Origin of the sequence: Pseudoduganella violacea (assembly GCF_014191875.1) — a bacterium.
Classification (GTDB): Bacteria; Pseudomonadota; Gammaproteobacteria; order Burkholderiales; family Burkholderiaceae_D; genus Rugamonas; species Rugamonas violacea_A.
This window is the reverse complement of record NZ_JACHXD010000005.1, coordinates 180186-199194: the sequence shown is the minus strand read 5'-3', so window position 1 is coordinate 199194 and position 19009 is coordinate 180186. Positions and strand designations below refer to the sequence as shown.

21 protein-coding genes are annotated in these 19009 nt (G+C 64.0%); 12 read left to right on the top strand and 9 right to left on the bottom strand.

The genetic code is table 11. The features are described 5' to 3' along the window. Nucleotides 1–2: 2 nt before the first annotated feature. From FHS03_RS11270 to FHS03_RS11260, 3 genes are read left to right on the top strand one after another with little or no spacing between them, the layout of a single operon-like run. Nucleotides 3–284, top strand: a complete 282-nt coding sequence (locus FHS03_RS11270) for a hypothetical protein (protein ID WP_183441066.1) — start codon at nucleotides 3–5, stop codon at nucleotides 282–284. Further along, nucleotides 281–580 (top strand): hypothetical protein, encoded by a 300-nt coding sequence (locus FHS03_RS11265; protein ID WP_183441065.1) that lies wholly within the window; start codon nucleotides 281–283, stop codon nucleotides 578–580. The genes FHS03_RS11270 and FHS03_RS11265 overlap by 4 nt, the downstream gene beginning before the upstream one ends. An 8-nt stretch (nucleotides 581–588) precedes the next feature. Further along, nucleotides 589–2139 carry a PepSY-associated TM helix domain-containing protein gene (locus FHS03_RS11260; RefSeq protein WP_183441064.1) on the top strand — a complete coding sequence of 517 codons (1551 nt, stop codon included), beginning with the start codon at nucleotides 589–591 and terminating at the stop codon, nucleotides 2137–2139. Between the two features lie 45 nt (nucleotides 2140–2184). On the opposite strand, the gene FHS03_RS11255 is transcribed toward FHS03_RS11260, so the two are convergent. Both FHS03_RS11255 and FHS03_RS11250 read right to left on the bottom strand, forming a co-directional pair. After that, nucleotides 2185–2562 (bottom strand): VOC family protein, encoded by a 378-nt coding sequence (locus FHS03_RS11255; protein ID WP_183441063.1) that lies wholly within the window; start codon nucleotides 2560–2562, stop codon nucleotides 2185–2187. Between the two features lie 14 nt (nucleotides 2563–2576). Beyond that, nucleotides 2577–3353: an SDR family NAD(P)-dependent oxidoreductase gene (locus tag FHS03_RS11250; RefSeq protein ID WP_229426160.1), complete on the bottom strand. Its 777-nt coding sequence runs from the start codon at nucleotides 3351–3353 to the stop codon at nucleotides 2577–2579. Between the two features lie 90 nt (nucleotides 3354–3443). Here FHS03_RS11250 and FHS03_RS11245 point away from each other — a divergent pair, with 90 nt between their 5' ends. Further along, nucleotides 3444–4319: a LysR family transcriptional regulator gene (locus FHS03_RS11245; RefSeq protein WP_183441061.1), complete on the top strand. Its 876-nt coding sequence runs from the start codon at nucleotides 3444–3446 to the stop codon at nucleotides 4317–4319. 245 nt (nucleotides 4320–4564) lie between these two features. Here FHS03_RS11245 and FHS03_RS11240 read toward each other — a convergent pair whose 3' ends face one another. The 4 genes from FHS03_RS11240 to FHS03_RS11225 all read right to left on the bottom strand — a co-directional run bounded on the left by FHS03_RS11240 (nucleotide 4565) and on the right by FHS03_RS11225 (nucleotide 7583). Next, nucleotides 4565–5146, bottom strand: a complete 582-nt coding sequence (locus FHS03_RS11240) for a TerD family protein (protein ID WP_176349213.1) — start codon at nucleotides 5144–5146, stop codon at nucleotides 4565–4567. 19 nt (nucleotides 5147–5165) lie between these two features. Further along, nucleotides 5166–5864 carry a TIGR00266 family protein gene (locus FHS03_RS11235; protein ID WP_183441060.1) on the bottom strand — a complete coding sequence of 233 codons (699 nt, stop codon included), beginning with the start codon at nucleotides 5862–5864 and terminating at the stop codon, nucleotides 5166–5168. 2 nt (nucleotides 5865–5866) lie between these two features. Further along, nucleotides 5867–6442 (bottom strand): TerD family protein, encoded by a 576-nt coding sequence (locus tag FHS03_RS11230; RefSeq protein WP_050409349.1) that lies wholly within the window; start codon nucleotides 6440–6442, stop codon nucleotides 5867–5869. 91 nt (nucleotides 6443–6533) lie between these two features. Next, nucleotides 6534–7583, bottom strand: coding sequence for a DUF475 domain-containing protein (locus FHS03_RS11225; RefSeq protein WP_050409350.1), 1050 nt, complete (start codon nucleotides 7581–7583; stop codon nucleotides 6534–6536). 103 nt (nucleotides 7584–7686) lie between these two features. On the opposite strand from FHS03_RS11225, the gene nhaR reads away from it, so the two are divergent. Beyond that, nucleotides 7687–8589, top strand: a complete 903-nt coding sequence (gene nhaR, locus FHS03_RS11220) for a transcriptional activator NhaR (protein WP_183441059.1) — start codon at nucleotides 7687–7689, stop codon at nucleotides 8587–8589. 22 nt (nucleotides 8590–8611) lie between these two features. Here nhaR and FHS03_RS11215 read toward each other — a convergent pair whose 3' ends face one another. Then, nucleotides 8612–9271, bottom strand: a complete 660-nt coding sequence (locus FHS03_RS11215; RefSeq protein WP_229426159.1) for a TetR/AcrR family transcriptional regulator — start codon at nucleotides 9269–9271, stop codon at nucleotides 8612–8614. A 129-nt stretch (nucleotides 9272–9400) separates the two neighbouring features. Between FHS03_RS11215 and FHS03_RS11210 the strand changes: the two genes are divergently transcribed. The 6 genes from FHS03_RS11210 to FHS03_RS11185 all read left to right on the top strand — a co-directional run bounded on the left by FHS03_RS11210 (nucleotide 9401) and on the right by FHS03_RS11185 (nucleotide 16725). Beyond that, nucleotides 9401–10396, top strand: a complete 996-nt coding sequence (locus tag FHS03_RS11210; RefSeq protein WP_183441057.1) for a beta-barrel domain-containing protein — start codon at nucleotides 9401–9403, stop codon at nucleotides 10394–10396. Between the two features lie 2 nt (nucleotides 10397–10398). Then, entirely contained in the window at nucleotides 10399–12165 is a 1767-nt protein-coding gene (locus FHS03_RS11205; RefSeq protein WP_183441056.1) for an ATP-binding cassette domain-containing protein, read from the top strand. Further along, nucleotides 12162–13337: an ABC transporter permease gene (locus tag FHS03_RS11200; protein ID WP_183441055.1), complete on the top strand. Its 1176-nt coding sequence runs from the start codon at nucleotides 12162–12164 to the stop codon at nucleotides 13335–13337. Before FHS03_RS11205 ends, FHS03_RS11200 begins: the two co-directional genes overlap by 4 nt. Nucleotides 13338–13341: 4 nt before the next feature. Beyond that, the gene (locus tag FHS03_RS11195) at nucleotides 13342–14463 is read left to right on the top strand and encodes an ABC transporter permease (RefSeq protein ID WP_183441054.1); all 1122 of its coding nucleotides are present in this window, start codon (nucleotides 13342–13344) and stop codon (nucleotides 14461–14463) included. 103 nt (nucleotides 14464–14566) lie between these two features. After that, nucleotides 14567–15907: a hemolysin family protein gene (locus FHS03_RS11190; protein ID WP_183441053.1), complete on the top strand. Its 1341-nt coding sequence runs from the start codon at nucleotides 14567–14569 to the stop codon at nucleotides 15905–15907. Between the two features lie 59 nt (nucleotides 15908–15966). Beyond that, nucleotides 15967–16725, top strand: coding sequence for a DUF3108 domain-containing protein (locus FHS03_RS11185; protein ID WP_183441052.1), 759 nt, complete (start codon nucleotides 15967–15969; stop codon nucleotides 16723–16725). Nucleotides 16726–16871: 146 nt separating this feature from the next. On the opposite strand, the gene FHS03_RS11180 is transcribed toward FHS03_RS11185, so the two are convergent. Further along, nucleotides 16872–17912, bottom strand: coding sequence for an AI-2E family transporter (locus FHS03_RS11180; RefSeq protein WP_183441051.1), 1041 nt, complete (start codon nucleotides 17910–17912; stop codon nucleotides 16872–16874). A gap of 169 nt (nucleotides 17913–18081) precedes the next feature. Here FHS03_RS11180 and FHS03_RS11175 point away from each other — a divergent pair, with 169 nt between their 5' ends. Further along, the gene (locus FHS03_RS11175) at nucleotides 18082–18390 is read left to right on the top strand and encodes a DUF1272 domain-containing protein (protein ID WP_183441050.1); all 309 of its coding nucleotides are present in this window, start codon (nucleotides 18082–18084) and stop codon (nucleotides 18388–18390) included. A 43-nt stretch (nucleotides 18391–18433) separates the two neighbouring features. Here FHS03_RS11175 and FHS03_RS11170 read toward each other — a convergent pair whose 3' ends face one another. Further along, entirely contained in the window at nucleotides 18434–19009 is a 576-nt protein-coding gene (locus tag FHS03_RS11170; protein ID WP_183441049.1) for an SCO family protein, read from the bottom strand.

Here is a 19009-nt window from a genome sequence, read left to right as displayed (position 1 = left end):
GCATGGACGGCAGGATCATCCTTCTGGCGCTGGCCGTGAACGCGGCCTCCATCTTCTGCTTCTATCTGTCGGTGGAGCGCCAGCAATGGCTGGCCCAGCCCCTGCCCGCGCGGCCGGGACGCTGGGCGGGCAGCCTCCTGATGCTGGCTGCTGTGCTGCTGTGGTGGTCGCAAGCCACCTTCAGCACCACGCTGTTCGCGGTGCTGACCATCTCCATGCTGCTTGGCTCCATCGTCCCCTATCTGGCCGCCCTGCGCACCATACTAAAAGGACGGCAGCCATGAGCGGCAAGTCGAAGAACACCATCCAGCCGGACTGGATCAGCAAGACCCTGGCCGGCGTGCTGCTCGGTTTCGCCCTGTGCATCGCCATCAGCGGCCTGTTCGCCTGGCTGACGCCGGGCGGTCCCGCAGCGCCGCAGAAATCGCAGGCGACGATGTGGATCACCATGCCCGTCTGGGGCGCGGTCCTCAGCTTTGTTTATCTGTTCCGCAGCGGCGCGCAAGCCTGGCGTTGGCTGGGCGGCGCCACCGTGCTGGCCTACGCCCTGCTTGCGGCCTGCCGCCACTTCCTTCAATGAGCTAGCCAATGCGCGCCGAAGTCATACGCATCTACAAATCAGTCCACACCTGGACCGGCATCATCGCCGGCTTCATGCTGTTCATCGCCTTCTACGCCGGCGCGCTGACCATGTTCGAAGTGCCGCTGAACCGCTGGGCGGCGCAGGAACAGCGCGCCGCCATGGCGCCTTTGGCGCAAAGCGAACAGCTGATCGCCGACACACTGGCCGCGCGCCCCGACGCGCGCAAATCCTTCACCCTGCACCTGAACGACGAAGAGCACATCCCCGGACGCATCACCTGGTCCAAGGGACGCGGCGACAAGTCGCCCTGGTCGGCCGACTATGCCGCCGACGGCAGCCTGCACGTCGAACGCAACACGCCGTCCGGCATGGCCCAGCTGATCGACCATGTCCACCGCACCGGCGGCCTGCCGGGCGATGGCGAGGTGACGGAACTGATCATGGGCGTGGTCAGCACCCTGTATGTGGTGGCGCTGGTCTCGGGCCTGATCATTCTGCTGCCCTCGCTGAGCAAGGACTTCTTCGCCCTGCGCGTCGGCAAAAACCTGAAGCGCATGTGGCTGGACGCGCACAATGCCATCGGCATCGCCAGCCTGCCCTTCCACATCGTGATCGCCGTAACGGCCGTGGTCTTCGCCTTCCACGACCAGATTTACGATATCCAGGACACGGTGGTGTATGGCGAAAAGATGAAGGCGCAGATGAACGCCGCCAACGCCAAGCCGAAACCGGACCGCAAGCCCGCTGCCATGCTGCCGCCCGATGCGCTGCTGGCCAAGGTGCGCGAACTGAGTCCCGAATTCCAGCCGACCGCGATGCAGTACACCGCGCCGGCCACCGCCAGCGCCACCGTGCGCATTGCCGGCGAAGACCCGCGCTACGTGCTGCGCCGCGACGGCTCGATCACGCTCAACGCCATCACCGGCGAAGTGCTGAACCAGGGCACCTTCCCCGGCAACTACAACAGCTGGGCCGCCCCCGTGGCCGGTGCCTTCGCCCTGCACTTCGGCACCTTCGGCGGCGCGCCGATCCGCTGGACCTACTTCCTGATGGGACTGGGCGGCGCCTTCCTCTTCTACAGCGGTAATCTGTTGTGGATTGAGACGCGCCGCAAGAACGCCCGCAAGGGTAGCGAGGTGGAACAGAGCCGTTCCACGCGCTGGTTGTCCGCCGCCACCGTCGGCGTCTGCCTGGGATGCGTCACCGCGCTGTCGCTCACCATCGCCGCGGCACGCCTGCTACCGGCGCAGGGCGCGCAGCTGAACGCCTGGCATGAAACTGTGTACTACGGCGGCTTCTTCCTGTGCGTGCTGTGGGCCTTCATGCGCGGCGCGCCGCGCGCCGGCGTGGAACTGCTGTGGGCCAGCGCCGCCAGCACCCTGCTGATCGCCGCCGCCACCGTCTGGCGCGGCTTCGCCATCGGCGCGGTCGATATCGGCGCCGTGGTCATGGCCTGCGGCTTCGCCTGGATTGCTGTTGCCGCCATGCGCCGCCAGCGCCTTGGCGCCACCGACAGTGTCTGGTCGCGCAAGCGCGCGGCCGCTACGCCGGCCTAAGCCTGCGCAGCATCGGGCTGGCGAACGTCCGCGTCGCCGGCCCTTTCAGTTTTCATACGTGCGGACTTCGATATTGTGCCCGTCCGGGTCATAGAAGTACCAGGCATCGGCCAGGCCGCGCGCGCCATGCGACTGGCGCGCAGGCCCGCCGCTGCGGTCGAACGGGTCGCTGCCGTACGCAATGCCTTGCTCGCTCAAACGACGCTGCACCGCATCGAAGCTGGCGCGATCGATGCTGAAAGCCAGATGCACGGGATCGCGTGGCGCTTCCGCCAAAAGGTCCAGCGTGAAATCCTCATTCACGCGCAGCACGTCGAAAGGCATCAGCTTGCCCTCGTAAGCAAAACCCAGCACGTTCTGGTAAAAACGCACGGAAGCCGCGGGATCGCTCACCCGCAAAATCATATGGTCGAGAACCGGCATGGTTTTCCTCCCGCTTAGTTCATGACGCGGCCACCCGCGACATCCAATGTTATACCCGTGATCCAGGACGAGCTCTCCGACAGCAAGAACAAGGCGGCGGAAGCGATATCGTCCGGCTGCCCCAGACGCCCCAGCGGGAAAGCGCCCAGCATGGCTTGCTGCTGCGCCGGCGGCATGCGCTGCGCGGTGCGCTCGGTCAGCACGGCCGAGGGCGAAATGCAGTTCACGCGAATGCCCTGGCGGCCCACCTCATTCGCAGCATGACGGGTCAGCATGATGACGCCCGCCTTGGCCGCGCCATAGCCGGCCGGCGCCCCCGAGGCCACGCGGCCGCCGGCCGAGGCCATGGTCACGATGCTGCCATGGCCGCGCGCAATCATCGCCGGCAAAAAGCACTTGAGCGTGAAGAAGGTCGAGGTCAGATTATGGTCGATGCTGGAACGCCAATCCTCCTCCGTGATTTCGGCCAACGGCATCGGACGTCCGCTGCCGCCGCCGGCGAAGGCCAGCAACAGTTCCGGCGCGCCAAAATGATCCTCGATGGCGGCGCGCATTGCCTGCACGGCGGCCAGGCTGGAACAATCGGCGGGCGCCGCGAAAGCCGCACCGTCCTGCTCGCGGATGGCCGCCACCGTGGCGTCGATCGCATCGCCGTCGCGGCCATTGACGGCCACTTTCGCGCCGCAGCGCGCCAACGCCAGACAGGCCGCCGCACCGATGCCGCGCGATCCGCCGGTAACGAGAGCGACCTTGCCTTGCAGGTCGGGATAGACAGGAATCGGGCTGCTCATGCTCATCTCCAGTGATTGCTTGACGCCAGATTACAAACCGCCTAGGCTTAAATCAAATCATGAATTATTAGGCCATCCATAAATAAAACGATGTCTTATCTACTTCATCTGCGCAGCTTCCTCAGCGTCTACCGCCACAACTCGATTTCGCGCGCGGCTCTCGCCTTGCAATTAACCCAGCCCGCCGTTTCGCGCCACATCAAGGTGCTTGAAGCCCATCTCCACACCCAGCTTTTCACCCGCCTGCCGCGCGGACTGGCCCCGACGCCGGCCGCCATCGAACTGGAACGCCAGAGCGGGCCGCATCTCGATGCGCTCGACCTGATCGTCGGCAGCGGCGGCGCCCAGCGCGCCACGCTGGCCGGCCCGCTACATCTCGGCACCAGCAGCGGCTTCACGCGGCTACTGCTCGCCGCCCTGAACACGCTGCCCAGCCACGGCATCCGCCTCAATCTGCGCGCCATGCCGCCGCCGGCCCTGGTGGCCGCCCTGGTCGCCGGCGAACTCGATATGGCGGTCACGCTGGCGCGCATTCCTCACAAAGGCGTGGAATACGAACCGCTCTACGAAGGACGGTTGCAAATGGTCTGCAGTCCAGCGCTGCGCGAACGCCTGCCCAAATCCGCCGCCCCCAAAGGCCTGCCCCTGATCGACCTGCAAAGCCCCGTGCCACCGCTGCCCGGCTTCTGGCGCGACGTCTACGGCGGCACTGCCGACGCCCCCAGCGCCATCGTCCCCGACTACCAGGCCGCCCTCGAAGCCGCCGCTGCCGGCATCGGCCTCGCCGTCGTCCCCGAATGCCTGAGCCGCCCGCTGCTGCACAGCGGCCAACTGATCGCCCTGCCGCAGCCGAAACGTCCGTCGCCATTCCATCTCCACATCGCCCGCGCCAAAGGCAGCAGCAAAGCCGCCGACCGCATCACCCTCTGCCGCCAGCACCTCACCGACGCCGCCCGCCACTGGTAGCCCCTTTGCGCTAGATCAAACAATGTCCCACCTGGTGTCAGGCACCAGGGTGGGACATTCCTTGATTTTTCTCAAAGAATGTCCGGTTCTGGTGCCTGACACCAGGGTGGACATTGTTTGATTTGGCGCAAACGCTGCGGGGATAAAAAAACGGCGATCCCGTTGCCGGAACCGCCGCAAAAGAAGACGCCATGGGGTCGGCGCTTGTGAAACTCTTTACGATTTATTTACTTGCTTTGCATTCCTTACAGATGCGCGGCGATCTGCGGCATCAGGTCATCGAAGGTGCGGCCGGTGCCGTTTTCGCCGATGGCGTGCATTTTCCATTCGCCGTTGTGGCGATACAGCTTGGCCATGATCTGGGCCGAGTGCGAGCCTTGCACCGACAGGTTGAAGCGCGCGACTTCTTTGCCGTTGTTGGCGTTCACCAGGCGGCAGTAGGCGTTATCCACTTGCGAGAAGCTTTGGCCGGTGAAGCTGTTGACGGTGAAGACGATGCTCTTCACGTGCTCGGGCACCTGGCCCAGCGTGACGTTGATTTGCTCGTCGTCGCCATCGCCGGCGCCGGTGCGGTTGTCGCCGGTGTGGAAGACGCTGCCGTCACGGCTTTTCAGTTGGCGGAACCAGACCACGTCCAGCGGGCGGTTGGCGTCGTCGAACAGGACGCAGGAGGCGTCCAGGTCGATGTCGGCGCTCTTGGAACCGAAGCCGAGGAAGCCCTTGCTCTTGACCGCATCCCAGCCCAGGCCCATGGCCACATGGTTCAGGGACTGGCCAGCTTCCTTCTCCAGCGAGATCTTCTGGCCTTTTTGCAGATTGACAGACATGTTTACTCCTTAATTCAAATTACTGCTTGCGCTGGCTGCTTAACCAGCCAACGAAGGAACTGCGGTTGCGCGAGCAGATCAGCACCTTGCCCTGGCCCGAGAAGCGCAGCACCATGCCTTCGCCGCTCGTCACGCTGTTCACCAGATTGCTGAACAGGCCTCCGCCGCCGCCCGTCGCCACCGAGATTTCGTAGCGCAGCGAGCTGTCCCAGCAAACGACGTGGGCGTTGTCGATCACCACGTCCTTGCCTGCCGTGACGTCCAGCTGGAACAGGGAGCCGAAGCCCGACACTGCCAGTTGGCCGCTGCCGGCGGTTTCGGTGATGAAGAAACCGCCGCTCTGGCCGAACAGGGCATTGCCCACGTTCTGCGTGCGCACTTTCAGGTCGACGCCGAAGGTGGCGGCGACGAAGGCGCCGTCGCTCAGCATGTACTGCTGCGGGCCGACGTCGATCACTTGCATGGCGCCCGGCAGGGTCGGCGACAGCAGACAATCACCGTCGCCGCGTACTGCCTCGATATGTTGCTGGAAGAAGGATTCGCCGTTGGCAAAGGTGCGCATCAGCGCACTGCCCAGGCCACCGCTCATCTTGCCTTTCAGCTCAAGCGCGGATTCCATCATCACCATGGCGTCCGATTCGCAATAAATCTTCTCGCCCTGGCGCAGCGACACATGCAGGAAGGGATCTTCGCTGCCGGTTACGGTGAATGTCGCCATGATTAAACGCCTACGCCGAAGTTCGAAGCCAGCGCGCCCAGACCGCCTTTGTAGCCCTGGCCAACGGCCTTGAATTTCCAATCGCCGTTGTTGCGGTATACCTCGCCGAACACCAGCGCGGTTTCGGTGGAGCCGTCTTCCGACAGGTCGTAGCGGGCGATTTCGCCGTTGGTGGCGGCGTTCACGCAGCGCACGAAGGCTTTCTGCACCTGGCCGAAGTTCTGGCGGCGGGCGTCGGCTTCGTGGATGGTCACGCACACTGCGATGCGTTCCACGTCGGCCGGCACCTTGCCCAGATCGATGCTGACGGTTTCGTCGTCGCCATCGCCGGCGCCGGTGCGGTTGTCGCCCGAGTGGGCCACCGACTGGTCCTGCGATTTCAGGTTGTTGTAGAAAACGAAGTCCAGATCGTTGCGCACTTTGCCGTCCACTTTCAGCAGGAAGGCCGAGCTGTCGATATCGAAAGCAGCGCCGTCGGTGTTGCGCACATCCCATCCCAGACCCACGACCAGTTTGGACAGGCCAGGTGCTTCTTTGCTCAGATTGACGTTGCCACCTTTTTGCAGACTGATTGCCATGATTTACTTCTCCTTGGTTGGTTGTGACACCCTTACTACATGCGCAGCGTGCCGGTGTCGTATATCGCACGCCGCGCTTTTCTTACCGCCCTTACGCTGCTTTCAGCGCCAGGGCTTCCTGTTTTTTCCGGTATCGCACCGAGGACCAGAGCGAGGCCAGGATGAAGGCCACACCAATCAGGCCGGTGAAGATTTCGGGAATATGGAACTTCATACTCGCCAGCATGATCACCGCCAGAATGCCGATGGCGTAGTGCGCGCCGTGCTCCAGATACACGTATTGATCGAGCGTGCCTTTGTGCACCAGATACACCGTCATCGAGCGGACGAACATCGCGCCAATCGCCAGGCCCAGCATGATGATCACGACATCGGAGGTGATGGCGAACGCGCCGATCACGCCGTCGAAGCTGAAGGAGGCATCCAGCACTTCCAGGTAGAGGAAGCCGCCAATACCGCCGCGCTTCACCATATCGCCCACATTCGAGCCTTCTTCTTCCTTCTCCAGCAGGTTGCTGATCGCATCCACGCCGACGTAGACCAGGATGCCCCACATACCCGAGACCAGCACCACCAGCTTCTGGCCTTCCGCCACCAGCGACAGGGAACCGAGCAGCACGCCCATGGCCACCATCACCGCGATCGAGGACACCTTGCCCAGCGAGCCGAGTTTCTTCTCGACGTTACCCAGCCAGTGCATTTCCTTCTCGTGATCCAGCAGGAAGTTCAGGAACACCAGCAGCAGGAAGATGCCGCCGAATGCCGCCACTTCAGCGTGGTGATCGGTCAGGTGCTTCGAATACGTTTTCGGATCGTTCAGCGCCAGCGTCCACACATCGAAGATGCTGATGTCGGCCGCCACGGCCACAATCACCAGCGGGAACAGCAAGCGCATGCCGAACACCGCGATGATGATGCCCACGCCGAGGAAGAGCTTTTGCCAGAAAGCGTCCCAGGTCTTCAGCACGGAGGCGTTCACCACCGCGTTGTCGAAAGAGAGCGAGACTTCCATCACGCCCAGAATGACGGCGATACCCAGCGCCGTCAGCGCACCGGACCAGCCGGCCGATTGGTAACCCCACCACCCTGCGACAGCAAGACAGATGAAAGTCACCAGGAATGAAATCCTGAAGTGTTTCATCACTAGAACCCTTTCTTGTTTTGATCGATGTCATGCAGTGTAGAGAAAACCTGTGATTTGAAAAATAGAAGATAATTGAAGTATTACTTCGGAAAAATCGAAAATGAAAACAACAGGACTGAACTTCCGCCACCTGTATTTCTTCCGCGTGGTGGCGGCGGAAGGCAGCGTCACGCGCGCTGCCGAGCGGCTGGGATTGGCGATTCAGACGGTCAGCACCCAGATCGCGGCGCTGGAACAGTCGATCGGCAAATCGCTGCTGACCCAGCAGGGACGCCGCCTGGTGCCGACCGAAACAGGCCGCGTCGCCCTTACCTATGCCGAGCAGATTTTCGAGCTGGGCGACCGCATGCAGGAGGCGCTGCAGGAAAGCGACGCGGGCAAGATGCGGCTGACGGTCGGCATTTCCGATTCGCTGCCCAAGCTGATCGCCTATCGCCTGCTGCAGGCGTCGATGAATATGAAGGTGAAGGTCAAGCTGGTTTGCCTGGAAGACGAATTCGACTCGCTGCTGGCCGATCTGGCCCTGCACAAGCTGGACGTGGTGCTGACCGACCGCTCGATCCGCGCCACGGCCAGCCTGCGCGTGTTCAGCCACCTGCTGGGCGAAAGCGAGATGCAGCTATTCGGCGCGCCGAAGCTGGCGCGCAAATACCAGCGCAATTTCCCGCACAGCCTGACGGGCGCGCCGCTGCTGCTGCCGACGCGGAACAACGCCCTGCGCGGGCGCATCGACAAGTGGCTGCTCGACCATGAGGTGCAGCCCGATGTGGTGGGTGAGTTTGAGGATAATGCGATGCTGAACACTTTCGGCCGCAATGGCCTAGGTCTGTTCTTCGCGCCCTCGGCGCTGGCCTCGGACCTCAAGGAGCAGTTCGGCGCGGTCCTGGTGGGCAACGCGCCCGAACTGCGCGAGCAGTTCTACGCCATTTCCAGCGAGCGCCGCATCAAGCATCCCGCCGTGGAAGCGCTGCTGCAGGCCACCCACAGCGGCTTGTTTGCCTGAACAACCGGGGACAGACCACGTTTTATCGGTAGCGCGCCGCGAGCGCATCGAGTCCGGCCAGGGCGTAGCTCAACATATCGTCGGTCAGGGCGTCCAGATCATTGCCCAGGGCCGGGAACACATCTTCGCGCATGGCGCGCGGCGCCATCAGCAGCGACAGGCAGGGCGCCATCAGGAAGAACAGCCCGCGCTGCAGGCCGGGACTGTCGGGCGGCAGGTCGAGAATTTCGCTGACGATGCCCAGCATGACCATGGCCTTGGGTGCGATCGCCTTATGCACCAACGCCGGCGCATACGCCGTCGGCGCCAGCAGCTCGCGGATCATCACGCGCGCGCTCCAGTGCGCGTCCGGTCCCGCCGCGCGCTGCACCACGCCGCGCAGGATGGCGCGCAGTTTCTCGCGCGGCGCCAGCTCGGCGCCGGCCACCGCCAGCATCTCTTCCAGCCGCAGCAAATGGTGGTGCGCTTCCACCAGCACCGCCTCATATAGCTGCTCGCGGCCGCCGAAATGGTAGTTCACGGCGGCGATATTGGTGCCGGCGCGGCTGCAGATTTCCTTGCTGGTGGCGTCGGCGAAACCGCGCTCGGCGAAGACCTGCCCGGCCATATCGAGCAGGGTCTGGCGGGTGGCATCACCATCCTGGCGGGCGGTGCGCGATGGCGCGGGAGATGGTTTTCGCATGGAAGTCGGCATGGGCAGCATTGTAGCCAGAGTCTGAAGTATCGCGCACTACGCAAATAAATTCAAATTCAAATTTCAATTTAATGTAATATGCCTATAAAATCAGCACATCGCTTAAGGATGCCCGTAATGAGCAAGAAGATCGTTATCGCCGCTATCGCCCTGCTGGGCCTTGCCGCAGGCGCGGCCTGGTATGCGCAGCGGCCGGCGCGCAGCGGCACGGAACTGGTCCTGCATGGGAATGTCGATCTGCGCCAGGTGGCGCTGGCCTTCAACGGCAGCGAACGCATCGCCCGCCTGCTGGTGCAGGAAGGAGAGCAGGTGCGCGCCGGCCAGGTGCTGGGCGAACTCGATACGCGCACCCTGAATCTGCGGCTGGCGCAGGCGCGCGCCCAGGCCGAGGCGCAGCAGCAGGTCTTGCGCCGCTTGCGCGCGGGCAGCCGTCCGGAGGAGTTGGGCCAGGCACGCGCCGCCACCACGGCGGCCCAGGCCGAAGTGGATCTGGCCAAGCAGCAGCAGGACCGCTACGAGGCGCTGGAACGGCGCGCAGTCAGCCAGCAGGAAGTCGATACCGTCCGTGCCCGCTACAAAACGGCCCTGGCCCAGCTGGACAGCGCGCGCAAGGCGCAGCAGCTGGTGCAGAACGGTCCGCGCAACGAGGACATCGCGCAGGCGAGCGCCCTGCTGGATGCGGCCAACGCCGACGCGGCGCTATTGCAGCACCAGCTTGGCGAGGCGCAGTTGAAGGCGCCCATCGACGCGGTGGTGCGCGCGCGGCTGCTGGAGCCGGGCGATATGGCGTCGCCGCAGCGGCCCGTGTACACGCTGGCGATCAACAATCCGAAGTGGATACGCGCTTACGTGAGCGAGGCCGATCTGGGTCGCATCCGTCCCGGCATGGCGGCCCGCATCGCCATCGACAGTCTGCCGGGCGAGACGCTGCCGGGCAAGGTCGGCTTCATTTCCTCCAGCGCCGAATTCACGCCGAAAACGGTGCAGACCGAGGAGCTGCGCACGGCGCTGGTGTACGAAGTGCGCGTGCAGGCCGAGGACAAGGCCGACCGCCTGCGTCTGGGCATGCCAGCCACCGTCCGCATCGCCAAACAGGACGGCGCGGAGCGCTGACCATGGCAGCCTGCGCCCTCTCCGCCCGGCAGCTGTGCAAACGCTTTCCGCTCAAGGGATCGAAGCAGGACAGCGTGGCGCTGAACGGCATCAACCTGGATATTCCGTCCGCCGCGCTGACGGCCTTGGTCGGGCCGGATGGCGCGGGCAAGACCACCTTGCTGCGCCTGGCGGCGGGGCTGCTGCAAGCGACATCGGGTTCCCTGCATGTGCTGGGCATCGACGTGGGACGCGACCCGCAGGCGGTGCAGGACCGCATCAGCTATATGCCGCAGCGCTTTGGCCTGTATGAGGATTTGAGCGTACAGGAAAATCTCGATCTGTACGCCGACCTTCACGGCGTGCCGCGCGATGTGCGGCAGGAGCGCTTCCAGCGCCTGTTGCGGATGACCGACCTGGCGCGCTTTACCTCGCGGCCCGCCGGCAAACTTTCCGGCGGCATGAAACAGAAACTGGGACTGGCCTGCACCCTGGTGCGTTCGCCCGAACTGCTTTTGCTCGATGAGCCGACCGTCGGCGTGGACCCGCTGTCGCGCCGCGAGCTGTGGCAGATCGTGCAGCAATTGGTGCAGGATGAACAGCTGTCGGTGCTGGTCAGCACTTCGTATATGGACGAGGCGGAGCGCTGCGCCCAGGTCTTTGTGCTGCACGAAGGCGGAATTCTCGCGCAGGGCGAGCCGGACGCCATACGCCGGCGCGCCGATGGCCTGTGCTTCAGTGCCGCGCCGCCGCCGGGAATGCCGGCTCGCGAACTGCAGGCGCGCCTGCTCGACGCGTCCGGCGCCATCATCGATGCCGTCCCCGAAGGCGGCAAAGTGCGCTTCATTGGACGCGGCGGGACGAACCATTCCTCCTTGCTGGCGAACGCAGAAGTCACCCCTGTCGCGGCAAGATTGGAAGACGGCTTCATGATGATATTGCGCGCGTCGGATAATCCTGCCGCATCCGACAAGACGGCTACTGCGCCGCCTCGCAGCAGCAAAGTGGATGAAGCGAATGAAGCGTCGACCGTGATCGAAGTGCGCGACCTGGTACGCAAGTTCGGTGACTTCACGGCCGTTGCCAGCACCAGCTTCAGCGTGCGGCGCGGCGAGATTTTTGGTCTGCTGGGACCGAATGGCGCGGGTAAAACCACCACCTTCCGCATGCTGTGCGGCCTACTGCCCGCCAGCAGCGGCTTTCTGCAGGTGGCGGGACTGAACCTGCGCCACGCGCGCGCCCAGGCCAGGCAGAAGATCGGCTACGTCGCGCAGAAGTTCGCGCTGTACGGCAATCTGACGGTGGCCGAGAACCTGGCTTTCTTCGGCGGTGCCTACGGCCTGCACGGCGCGCGCCTGCGCGAGCGCACCCGCGAGGTGCTGGCGCAGTTTCAGTTAAATGGACAGGAGGAGCGGCAAAGCGGCCTGCTGCCGGGCGGATTCAAACAGCGCCTGGCCATGGCGGCCGGCCTGCTGCACGAACCGGAAATCCTGTTTCTGGACGAACCCACCAGCGGCGCCGATCCCCTCGCCCGCCGCGAATTCTGGCGCCGCATCACGGCGCTGTCGCAGGCTGGCGTGACGGTTGTCGTCACCACGCACTTCATGGAAGAAGCCGAGTACTGCGACCGCATCGTGATCCAGGATGCCGGACGCCTGCTGGCCATCGGCACACCGGCCGAGGTGCGCCGCCAGGCCGGCGACGCCGCCAATATGGAGCAAGCCTTCATCGCCATCGTCGAAAGCAACCGCGCCGGCAATGGCGGTCACGCCGCGGGGGCCGCGCCATGAACGCCCGGCAATCCGCCGGCGGTTTTGCGCGCCGCCTGATCGCGCTCACGCGCAAGGAGTTCCGGCAGCTGCTGCGCGACAGCAGCAATTTGGCCATCGGCGTGGCGCTGCCCATGATGCTGATCCTGATCTTCGGCTACGGCCTGTCGCTGGACGTGAAGAACGCGCCCATCGCCATCGTACTGGAAGACAGCTCGCCTGCCGCGATGGATGCCGTCTCCAGCCTGCAGCTCTCGCCGGTCTTCTCGCCGCTGCTGCTGCCCTCGATGCATGAAGCGGAAAGGTTGATGCAGGAACGCCGCGTCGACGGCATCGTGCGCGTGCCCTCCGACTTCCCGCGTCGGCTCGCCAGCGGCGATGCCCGCATCCAGCTGCTGGTGCATGGTTCGGAAGCCAGCCGCGCCAGCATCATCCTCAACTACGCCAGTGCGGCGCTGATGCAGTGGCCCGAACGCCAGGCCGAACGCGCCGCGTCCCGTCCAGGCGACGCGACTGGCGACGCAGCGCTGGCGCCGGCGGCGCGCGCCAGCATCCGCATCGAGCAACGCATGTGGTTCAACGCCGCCAACACCAGCACCTGGTATCTGGTGCCTGGCCTGATCGTGCTGGTCATGACGCTGGTCGGCGCCTTTCTCACCGCCCTCGTCATGGCGCGTGAATGGGAACGCGGCACGCTGGAAGCGCTGTTCGTCTCGCCCGTGCGGCCGGTGGAAATCCTGCTGGCCAAAATCATTCCCTACTTCTGCGTCGGCATGGGCGGCTTGGCGCTTTGCCTGCTGGCGGCGCGTTTCCTGTTCGGCGTACCGATGCAAGGTTCGCTCGCGGTCTTCCTACTGAGCTCCATGCTCTACCTGTTCGTCGCCGTCGGCATGGGACTGCTGATCTCCGCCATCACGCGCAACCAGTTCCTCGCCAGCCAGGCGGCACTGCTGAGCAGCTTCATGCCCTCGGTGATGCTGTCCGGCTTCCTGTTCGACCTGCGCAATGTGCCGGCAGTGATCCGCTATATCGGCAACCTCCTGCCCGCCACCTACTTCATGGAGCTGATGCGCACCCTTTTCCTGGCCGGGAATGTATGGCCGCTGATTCTGCGCGACTGCGCCATCCTCGCCGCCTACGCCGTGCTGCTGCTTGGCCTGGCGCGCGCCGTCACCCGCAAACGTCTGGACTGAAACCATGTTCACTGCCCTGCTGCGCCGTCTCGCCGCCTTGTGCCGCAAGGAGTTCCTGGCCGTGCTCAAAGACCCGGCCAGCCGCGCCATCCTGATCGCCCCGGCGCTGGTGCAAAGCCTTTTGTTCGGCTACGCCGCCACCTATGACTTGAGCCATGTGCCGTATGTGGTGCTGGACGCCAGCCGCAGCGCCGCCTCCACCGAACTGCTGGCGAAGCTGGATGGCGGCGGCATCTTCCAGCGCGTCGCCAGCGTGGAAACGCCGCAGCAGATCCGTCAGGCCATCGACACCCAGCAAGCCCTGCTTGCGATCCAGCTGCCGCCCGATTTCGAACGCCGCCTATATGCGGGCGACGCCGCGCCGCTACAGCTGATACTCGACGGCCGCAATTCCAACACCGCCGGTTCCGCCGCCGGCTATGTCGGCGCGGTGGTGGCCAGCTTCAGCCAGCAGTGGCGCAGTGCGCACGGCGGCAGCGCGCCGCCGCTGCAGGTCGAAGCGCGCACCTGGTACAACCCCAATCTTGAAACGCGCTGGAACCTGATGCCGAGCCTAATGGCCGCCCTCAGCATGCTGCAAACCCTGCTGCTGACCGCCCTCTCGGTGGCGCGCGAACGCGAACAAGGCACCTTCGACCAGCTCCTCGTCACCCCGCTCACGCCGGCCGAGATCATGGTCGGCAAAGCCCTGCCGCCCATGCTGATCGGGCTGACGCAATCCTCCCTCATCCTGCTGGTGGCCCTGTTCTGGTTCCAGGTGCCGCTGGCCGGTTCGCTGCTGCTGATCTATGCCGGACTGGCGCTGTTCACCCTGGCCTGCGTCGGCATCGGCCTCTCGATTTCCGCCGTGTCGGCCAATATGCAGCAGGCCATGCTCTATACCTTTGTGCTCATCATGCCGCTGATGCTGCTGTCCGGCCTGACCACGCCGGTGCGCAATATGCCGCCCGCGCTGCAGATGGCGACCCTGGCCAATCCGCTGCGTTTCGCCATCGACCTGGTGCAGCGCGTGTATCTCGAAGGCGTGGGTTTCAGCGTGGTCTGGCCCGATCTGCTGCCCATGGTGGCGCTGGCCGCCGTCACGCTGCCGCTGGCCGCATGGCTGTTCCGCCACCGCCTGGTGTGAGGCCGCCGACGCTATCAATTTGCTACGTTTTTTTGAATTTTGCGCAGCGATGGCGGCGAGTCGGATAAGATGATGCTTTCAACTACCCGCTTAAGTGCGTTTTATGCACAACCTATTGCTCGTCCTGCTGGCCCTTTTCCTCGTTGCACTCAATGGTTTTTTCGTGGCGGCCGAATTCGGCATCGTCACCCTGCGCCGGACCCGGGTCCGCGCCATCGCTAAAACGCAGGGCTTGAAAGGACGTATTCTCGCCAAAGTCCATGGCGAACTGGATGCTTATCTCTCCGCCTGCCAATTGGGCATTACCCTGTCCTCGCTGGGCCTGGGCTGGATCGGCGAACCCGCTTTCGCCAGCCTGCTGGAACCGCTGCTAACCGCCATCGGCGTCACCGCGCCGGAAATCGTGCACGGCATTTCCTTCGTCTTCGCCTTCGTCACCATCTCCTTCCTGCACATCGTGGTGGGCGAGCTGGCGCCAAAATCGCTGGCCATCCGTCTGCCGGAAGTGATCGGCCTGTGGAGCGCCGTGCCGCTGTACGCCTTCTACTGGGCCATGTATCCGGCCATCTGGGTGCTGAATGCCAGCGCCAACTTCGTGCTGCGCGTGGCCGGCCTGGCCGGCGCCGGCGGCCATGAGTCGCATTACTCGACCGACGAGCTGAAACTGATCCTGCGCACCAGCCAGCCCGGCGAACAGTTCAACCGCGACGAGCGCAATATCCTCGCCAACTCGCTCGACTTCAGCCAGATGCGCGTGTCCGACCTGATGCGCCCCATCAATGAGGTGATCGGCCTGCACGCCGCCAAGCCGCTGGAGGAAAACCTGGAAACCGTGGTGCGCAACCGTTTCAGCCGCTACCCCTATTTCGACGCCGACGGCGACAATGTGCTGGGCGTGGTGCACCTGAAAGACCTGTTCTTCGCCCAGCAGTCGGGCAAGGCCATCAAGTCCCTGACCAGCCTTCTGCGTCCGGTCGAAACGATTTCGGCGCGCACCCCGGCCCTGGAACTGTTCCGCCGCTTCCGCGACGGCGCGCCCCACTTCGCCCTGATCGGCGAAAAAGGCAAGCGCCCGGTCGGCTTCCTGACCCTGGACAATCTGCTCGGCTCCATGGTCGGCGAGATTCACGACGAATTCCGCCTCAATGAAAACGACTGGCTCAAACAGCCGGACGGCGCCTTGATCGGCAAGGCCAGCCTGCCCATCGTTTCGCTGGAACGCGCGTTGGGCCTGGACGTGGAAAACGAAGACCTCGGCCTGGACGAGGTGGAATCGGTCGGTGGCCTGATCATGCTGAAGCTGGGCGACATCCCGAAACAGGGCCAGCGCGTGAGCTTCGACGCCTTCGATATCGTCGTGAAAAAGATGAATGGCCCGCGCATCTTGCTGGTCAAAGTCATCCCGCGCCTGCCGCGCGGCGGCGACAGCGACGAGCAGGATTGATCGCAAGCGCTGATTTGCGCGTTATACTCTTGACTTTATACCGCGACGAGGATTGAGCCATGCTTTTATCGTATCGCCCACTGCGCAATGCCGCCCTGCTGACCTGTCTTCTGGCCACCGCCGGCGCGGCCGGCGCGGCCGCCCAGTATGTGGCGGTCGGTTCGCAGCTGCCTCGTTTCGGCCTGCTCAAGGAAGGCAGCCACCGCTATCTGCGCTTTATCCGCACGGCCGACAGCAACACCCCGATCGATATCTGGCAGCGCGATATCCGCTTCGAGAACGGCCGCATGCAGATCCGCCAGCGCTGGGACGCCATTGCCCCCGTACCCTCGGTCAAGCAGATCGACTCCTCGTTTGAAATGGGCACCTTCCGCCCGCTGACCCACGAGCGCGTGACGACCAAGGAAGGCAAGCGCGTGGTGGAAGGCTTCACCTTCGCGCCGACCCGCATCAGCGGCCTGCCGAACCTGGCCGAAAACACGCAGAAGGACATCGCCGTCAATTCGCCCGAAGGGACGTTCAACTTCGAGACCGACATCGAGCTGCTGCAAACCCTGCCGCTGGCGATGGGATATGAGGCGGAGATCAACTTCTATCACCCTGGCGCCGGCGCGCCCTCGCGCTACACCTTCAAGGTAGTTGGTTCCGAACTGGTAGCCGGTCCCGCCGGCCCGGTCGACTGCTGGCTGCTGACCACCGACTACAACAAAGCCGGCTACGTCGCCAAATTCTGGTTCGCCAAAGGCAGCCAGCTCATGGTCCGCAACGAAGGCCTGATGCAAGACGGCCGCCTGCTCGTCAAAACCCTGATCGACTAAACCAACAGCCCAGTTCGTGTCCACCTTGGGGTCAGACCCCAATCGGACACGAGCCGAGCAGTAATGGCCTTCATTTTTCCTGCGTCACATAGTTGAGCCCGTGTCCGATTTGGGGTCTGACCCCACGGTGGACACGGGCTCTGCTGTTATGGGGACGGGGTGTCGGTCCAGTTGCGCAGCAGGCCGAGGGCGACGGCGAGCAGGGTCGGGCCGATGAAGAGGCCGACGAAGCCGAACGCTAAGACGCCACCCATCACACCGAGCAGCACGAGCAGGAAAGGCAGGCTGGAGCCACGGCTGATCAGCATGGGTTTGACCACGTTGTCGACGCCACTGATCAGGAACATCCCCCAAATAGCCATGAAGATGGCCCAGCCGGTGCTGCCCTGGTTGAACAGCCAGATGGTGGCGCCGCCCCAGATCAGCGGCGGGCCGACCGGGATCAGCGAGAACAGGAAGGTGGCGACCGAGAGCAGGGCCACGGCCGGTACGCCGGCAATCAGGAAGCCGAGCGCCGCCACCGCGGCCTGCGCCAACGCGGTGCCGAGCAGGCCGTACATCACGCCGCGCACGGTGCGGCTGACCGTGTCGGCCACCGGGTGGGCGTGTTCGCCCATGACTTTTTCCATGCCCACGCGCAGGGCGTTGAGCAGGGTCTGGCCGTCGCGGTAGAGGAAGAAGGAGACGAAGGCGGCCAGGCTCACTTGCGCCACGCCGCTGCCCAGCATTACGCTGCCGCCGAGCAGGATGCGGCGCGCCGGTTCCATATAGCGCTTGGCGAGGGCCACTAGCTCTTCGCGGTTGCTGATCAATTTGTGCAGATAGGCGTCGACCGATTCGCCCACCAGGGGGATTTGCTTGATCCATTCGGGCGGCGCCATGGTGCCGGCGTCGAGCGCTTCGCGCACGCCGCGGTACACATGGCCGGCGTTGTCGGCGATATTCCAGGTCACCATGGTCAGCGGCACCAGGATCACCAGCACCAGCGAGATGGTCATCGTGGCGGCGGCCAGGGTGCGGCGCTGTTTCATGCGCTCGAGCAGGCGTTCGTACAGGGGCCAGCTGGAGATGGTGATGGCGGCGGCGAACAGGATCGCGGCCAGGAAGGGACTCAGCACCCACAGGCAGCCAATCACCAGGAAGACGATGGCGGCCAGGCGGGTATAGGGTTGAAAGCGTTTTTCCATGCGATTTTCCGTGTGTATGCAGGCTACAAGCTTATCAGGAAAGCAGCAATTGCAGCGTAGTAATATCTTAAGGACCACTTAGCGTCAAAGTGCGCAAGCACGGACATCCTTCCGTACATTGCCCATGCTAGGATCGCGCTTCCATCAACACCACCCCGAAGGGAACGACATGCTGGAACTCCGGCCGAGCTGTGAACACTGCAATAAGGCGCTGCCGCCCGCCTCCACCGAGGCGCGCATCTGTACTTACGAATGCACTTTCTGCGCCGACTGCGCCGAAAACCTGCTGTCGAACGTCTGCCCCAACTGCGGCGGCGGCTTCGTGCCGCGTCCCGTCCGTCCGGCCAGCAACTGGAAAGGCAATAACTACCTGGGCGCCGATCCGGCCAGCACCACGGTCAAACACCGTCCGGTGAACTTCGAGGAGCATGCGCGCATCGTGGCGGCGCAGAACGGTCTGCCGCCGGAGCAGCGATAAAAAAAGCCCGCGTTCAGCGGGCTTTTGGGGGACTGCGTTCAGCTCAGGAGAGCAGCAGCTTCAGGTCGTGCACCACTGGCGCCGGACCCTGGCCGTGGCGCAGGAAGAGACGGATCTTGCCGTTCTTGTCGAACACATAGCTGCCAGCGGTGTGGTCGATGGTGTAGCTGCCCGGCTCCTTGCCCGGCACCTTGGAGTAGAACACCTTGAAGTCCTTGGCGGTCTGCATGATGCGCGCCGGGTCGCCATACAGGCCGACGAAACGCGAATCGAAGGTCGGCACGTATTGCGCCAGCAGTTCCTTGGTGTCGCGCTCGGGATCGAGGGTGACGAACAGCACCTGCACCTGGTCGGCCTGCGGCCCCAGTTCCTTCATCACGCTGGACATTTCGGCCATGGTGGTCGGGCACACGTCGGGGCATTGGGTGAAGCCGAAGAACACCACCACCACCTTGCCTTTGTAGGTTTCCAGCGTGACCGGCTTGCCGGTGTGGTCGTTGAGGGCGAAGCCCTTGGCGTAATCCAGGCCGGTCAGGTCGGTATTGGTGAATTCGAGTTTCTTCTCGGCGCAGCCGGCCAGCGCCAGCAGCATGCAAACGGCAGCAAACAGTTTTTTCAT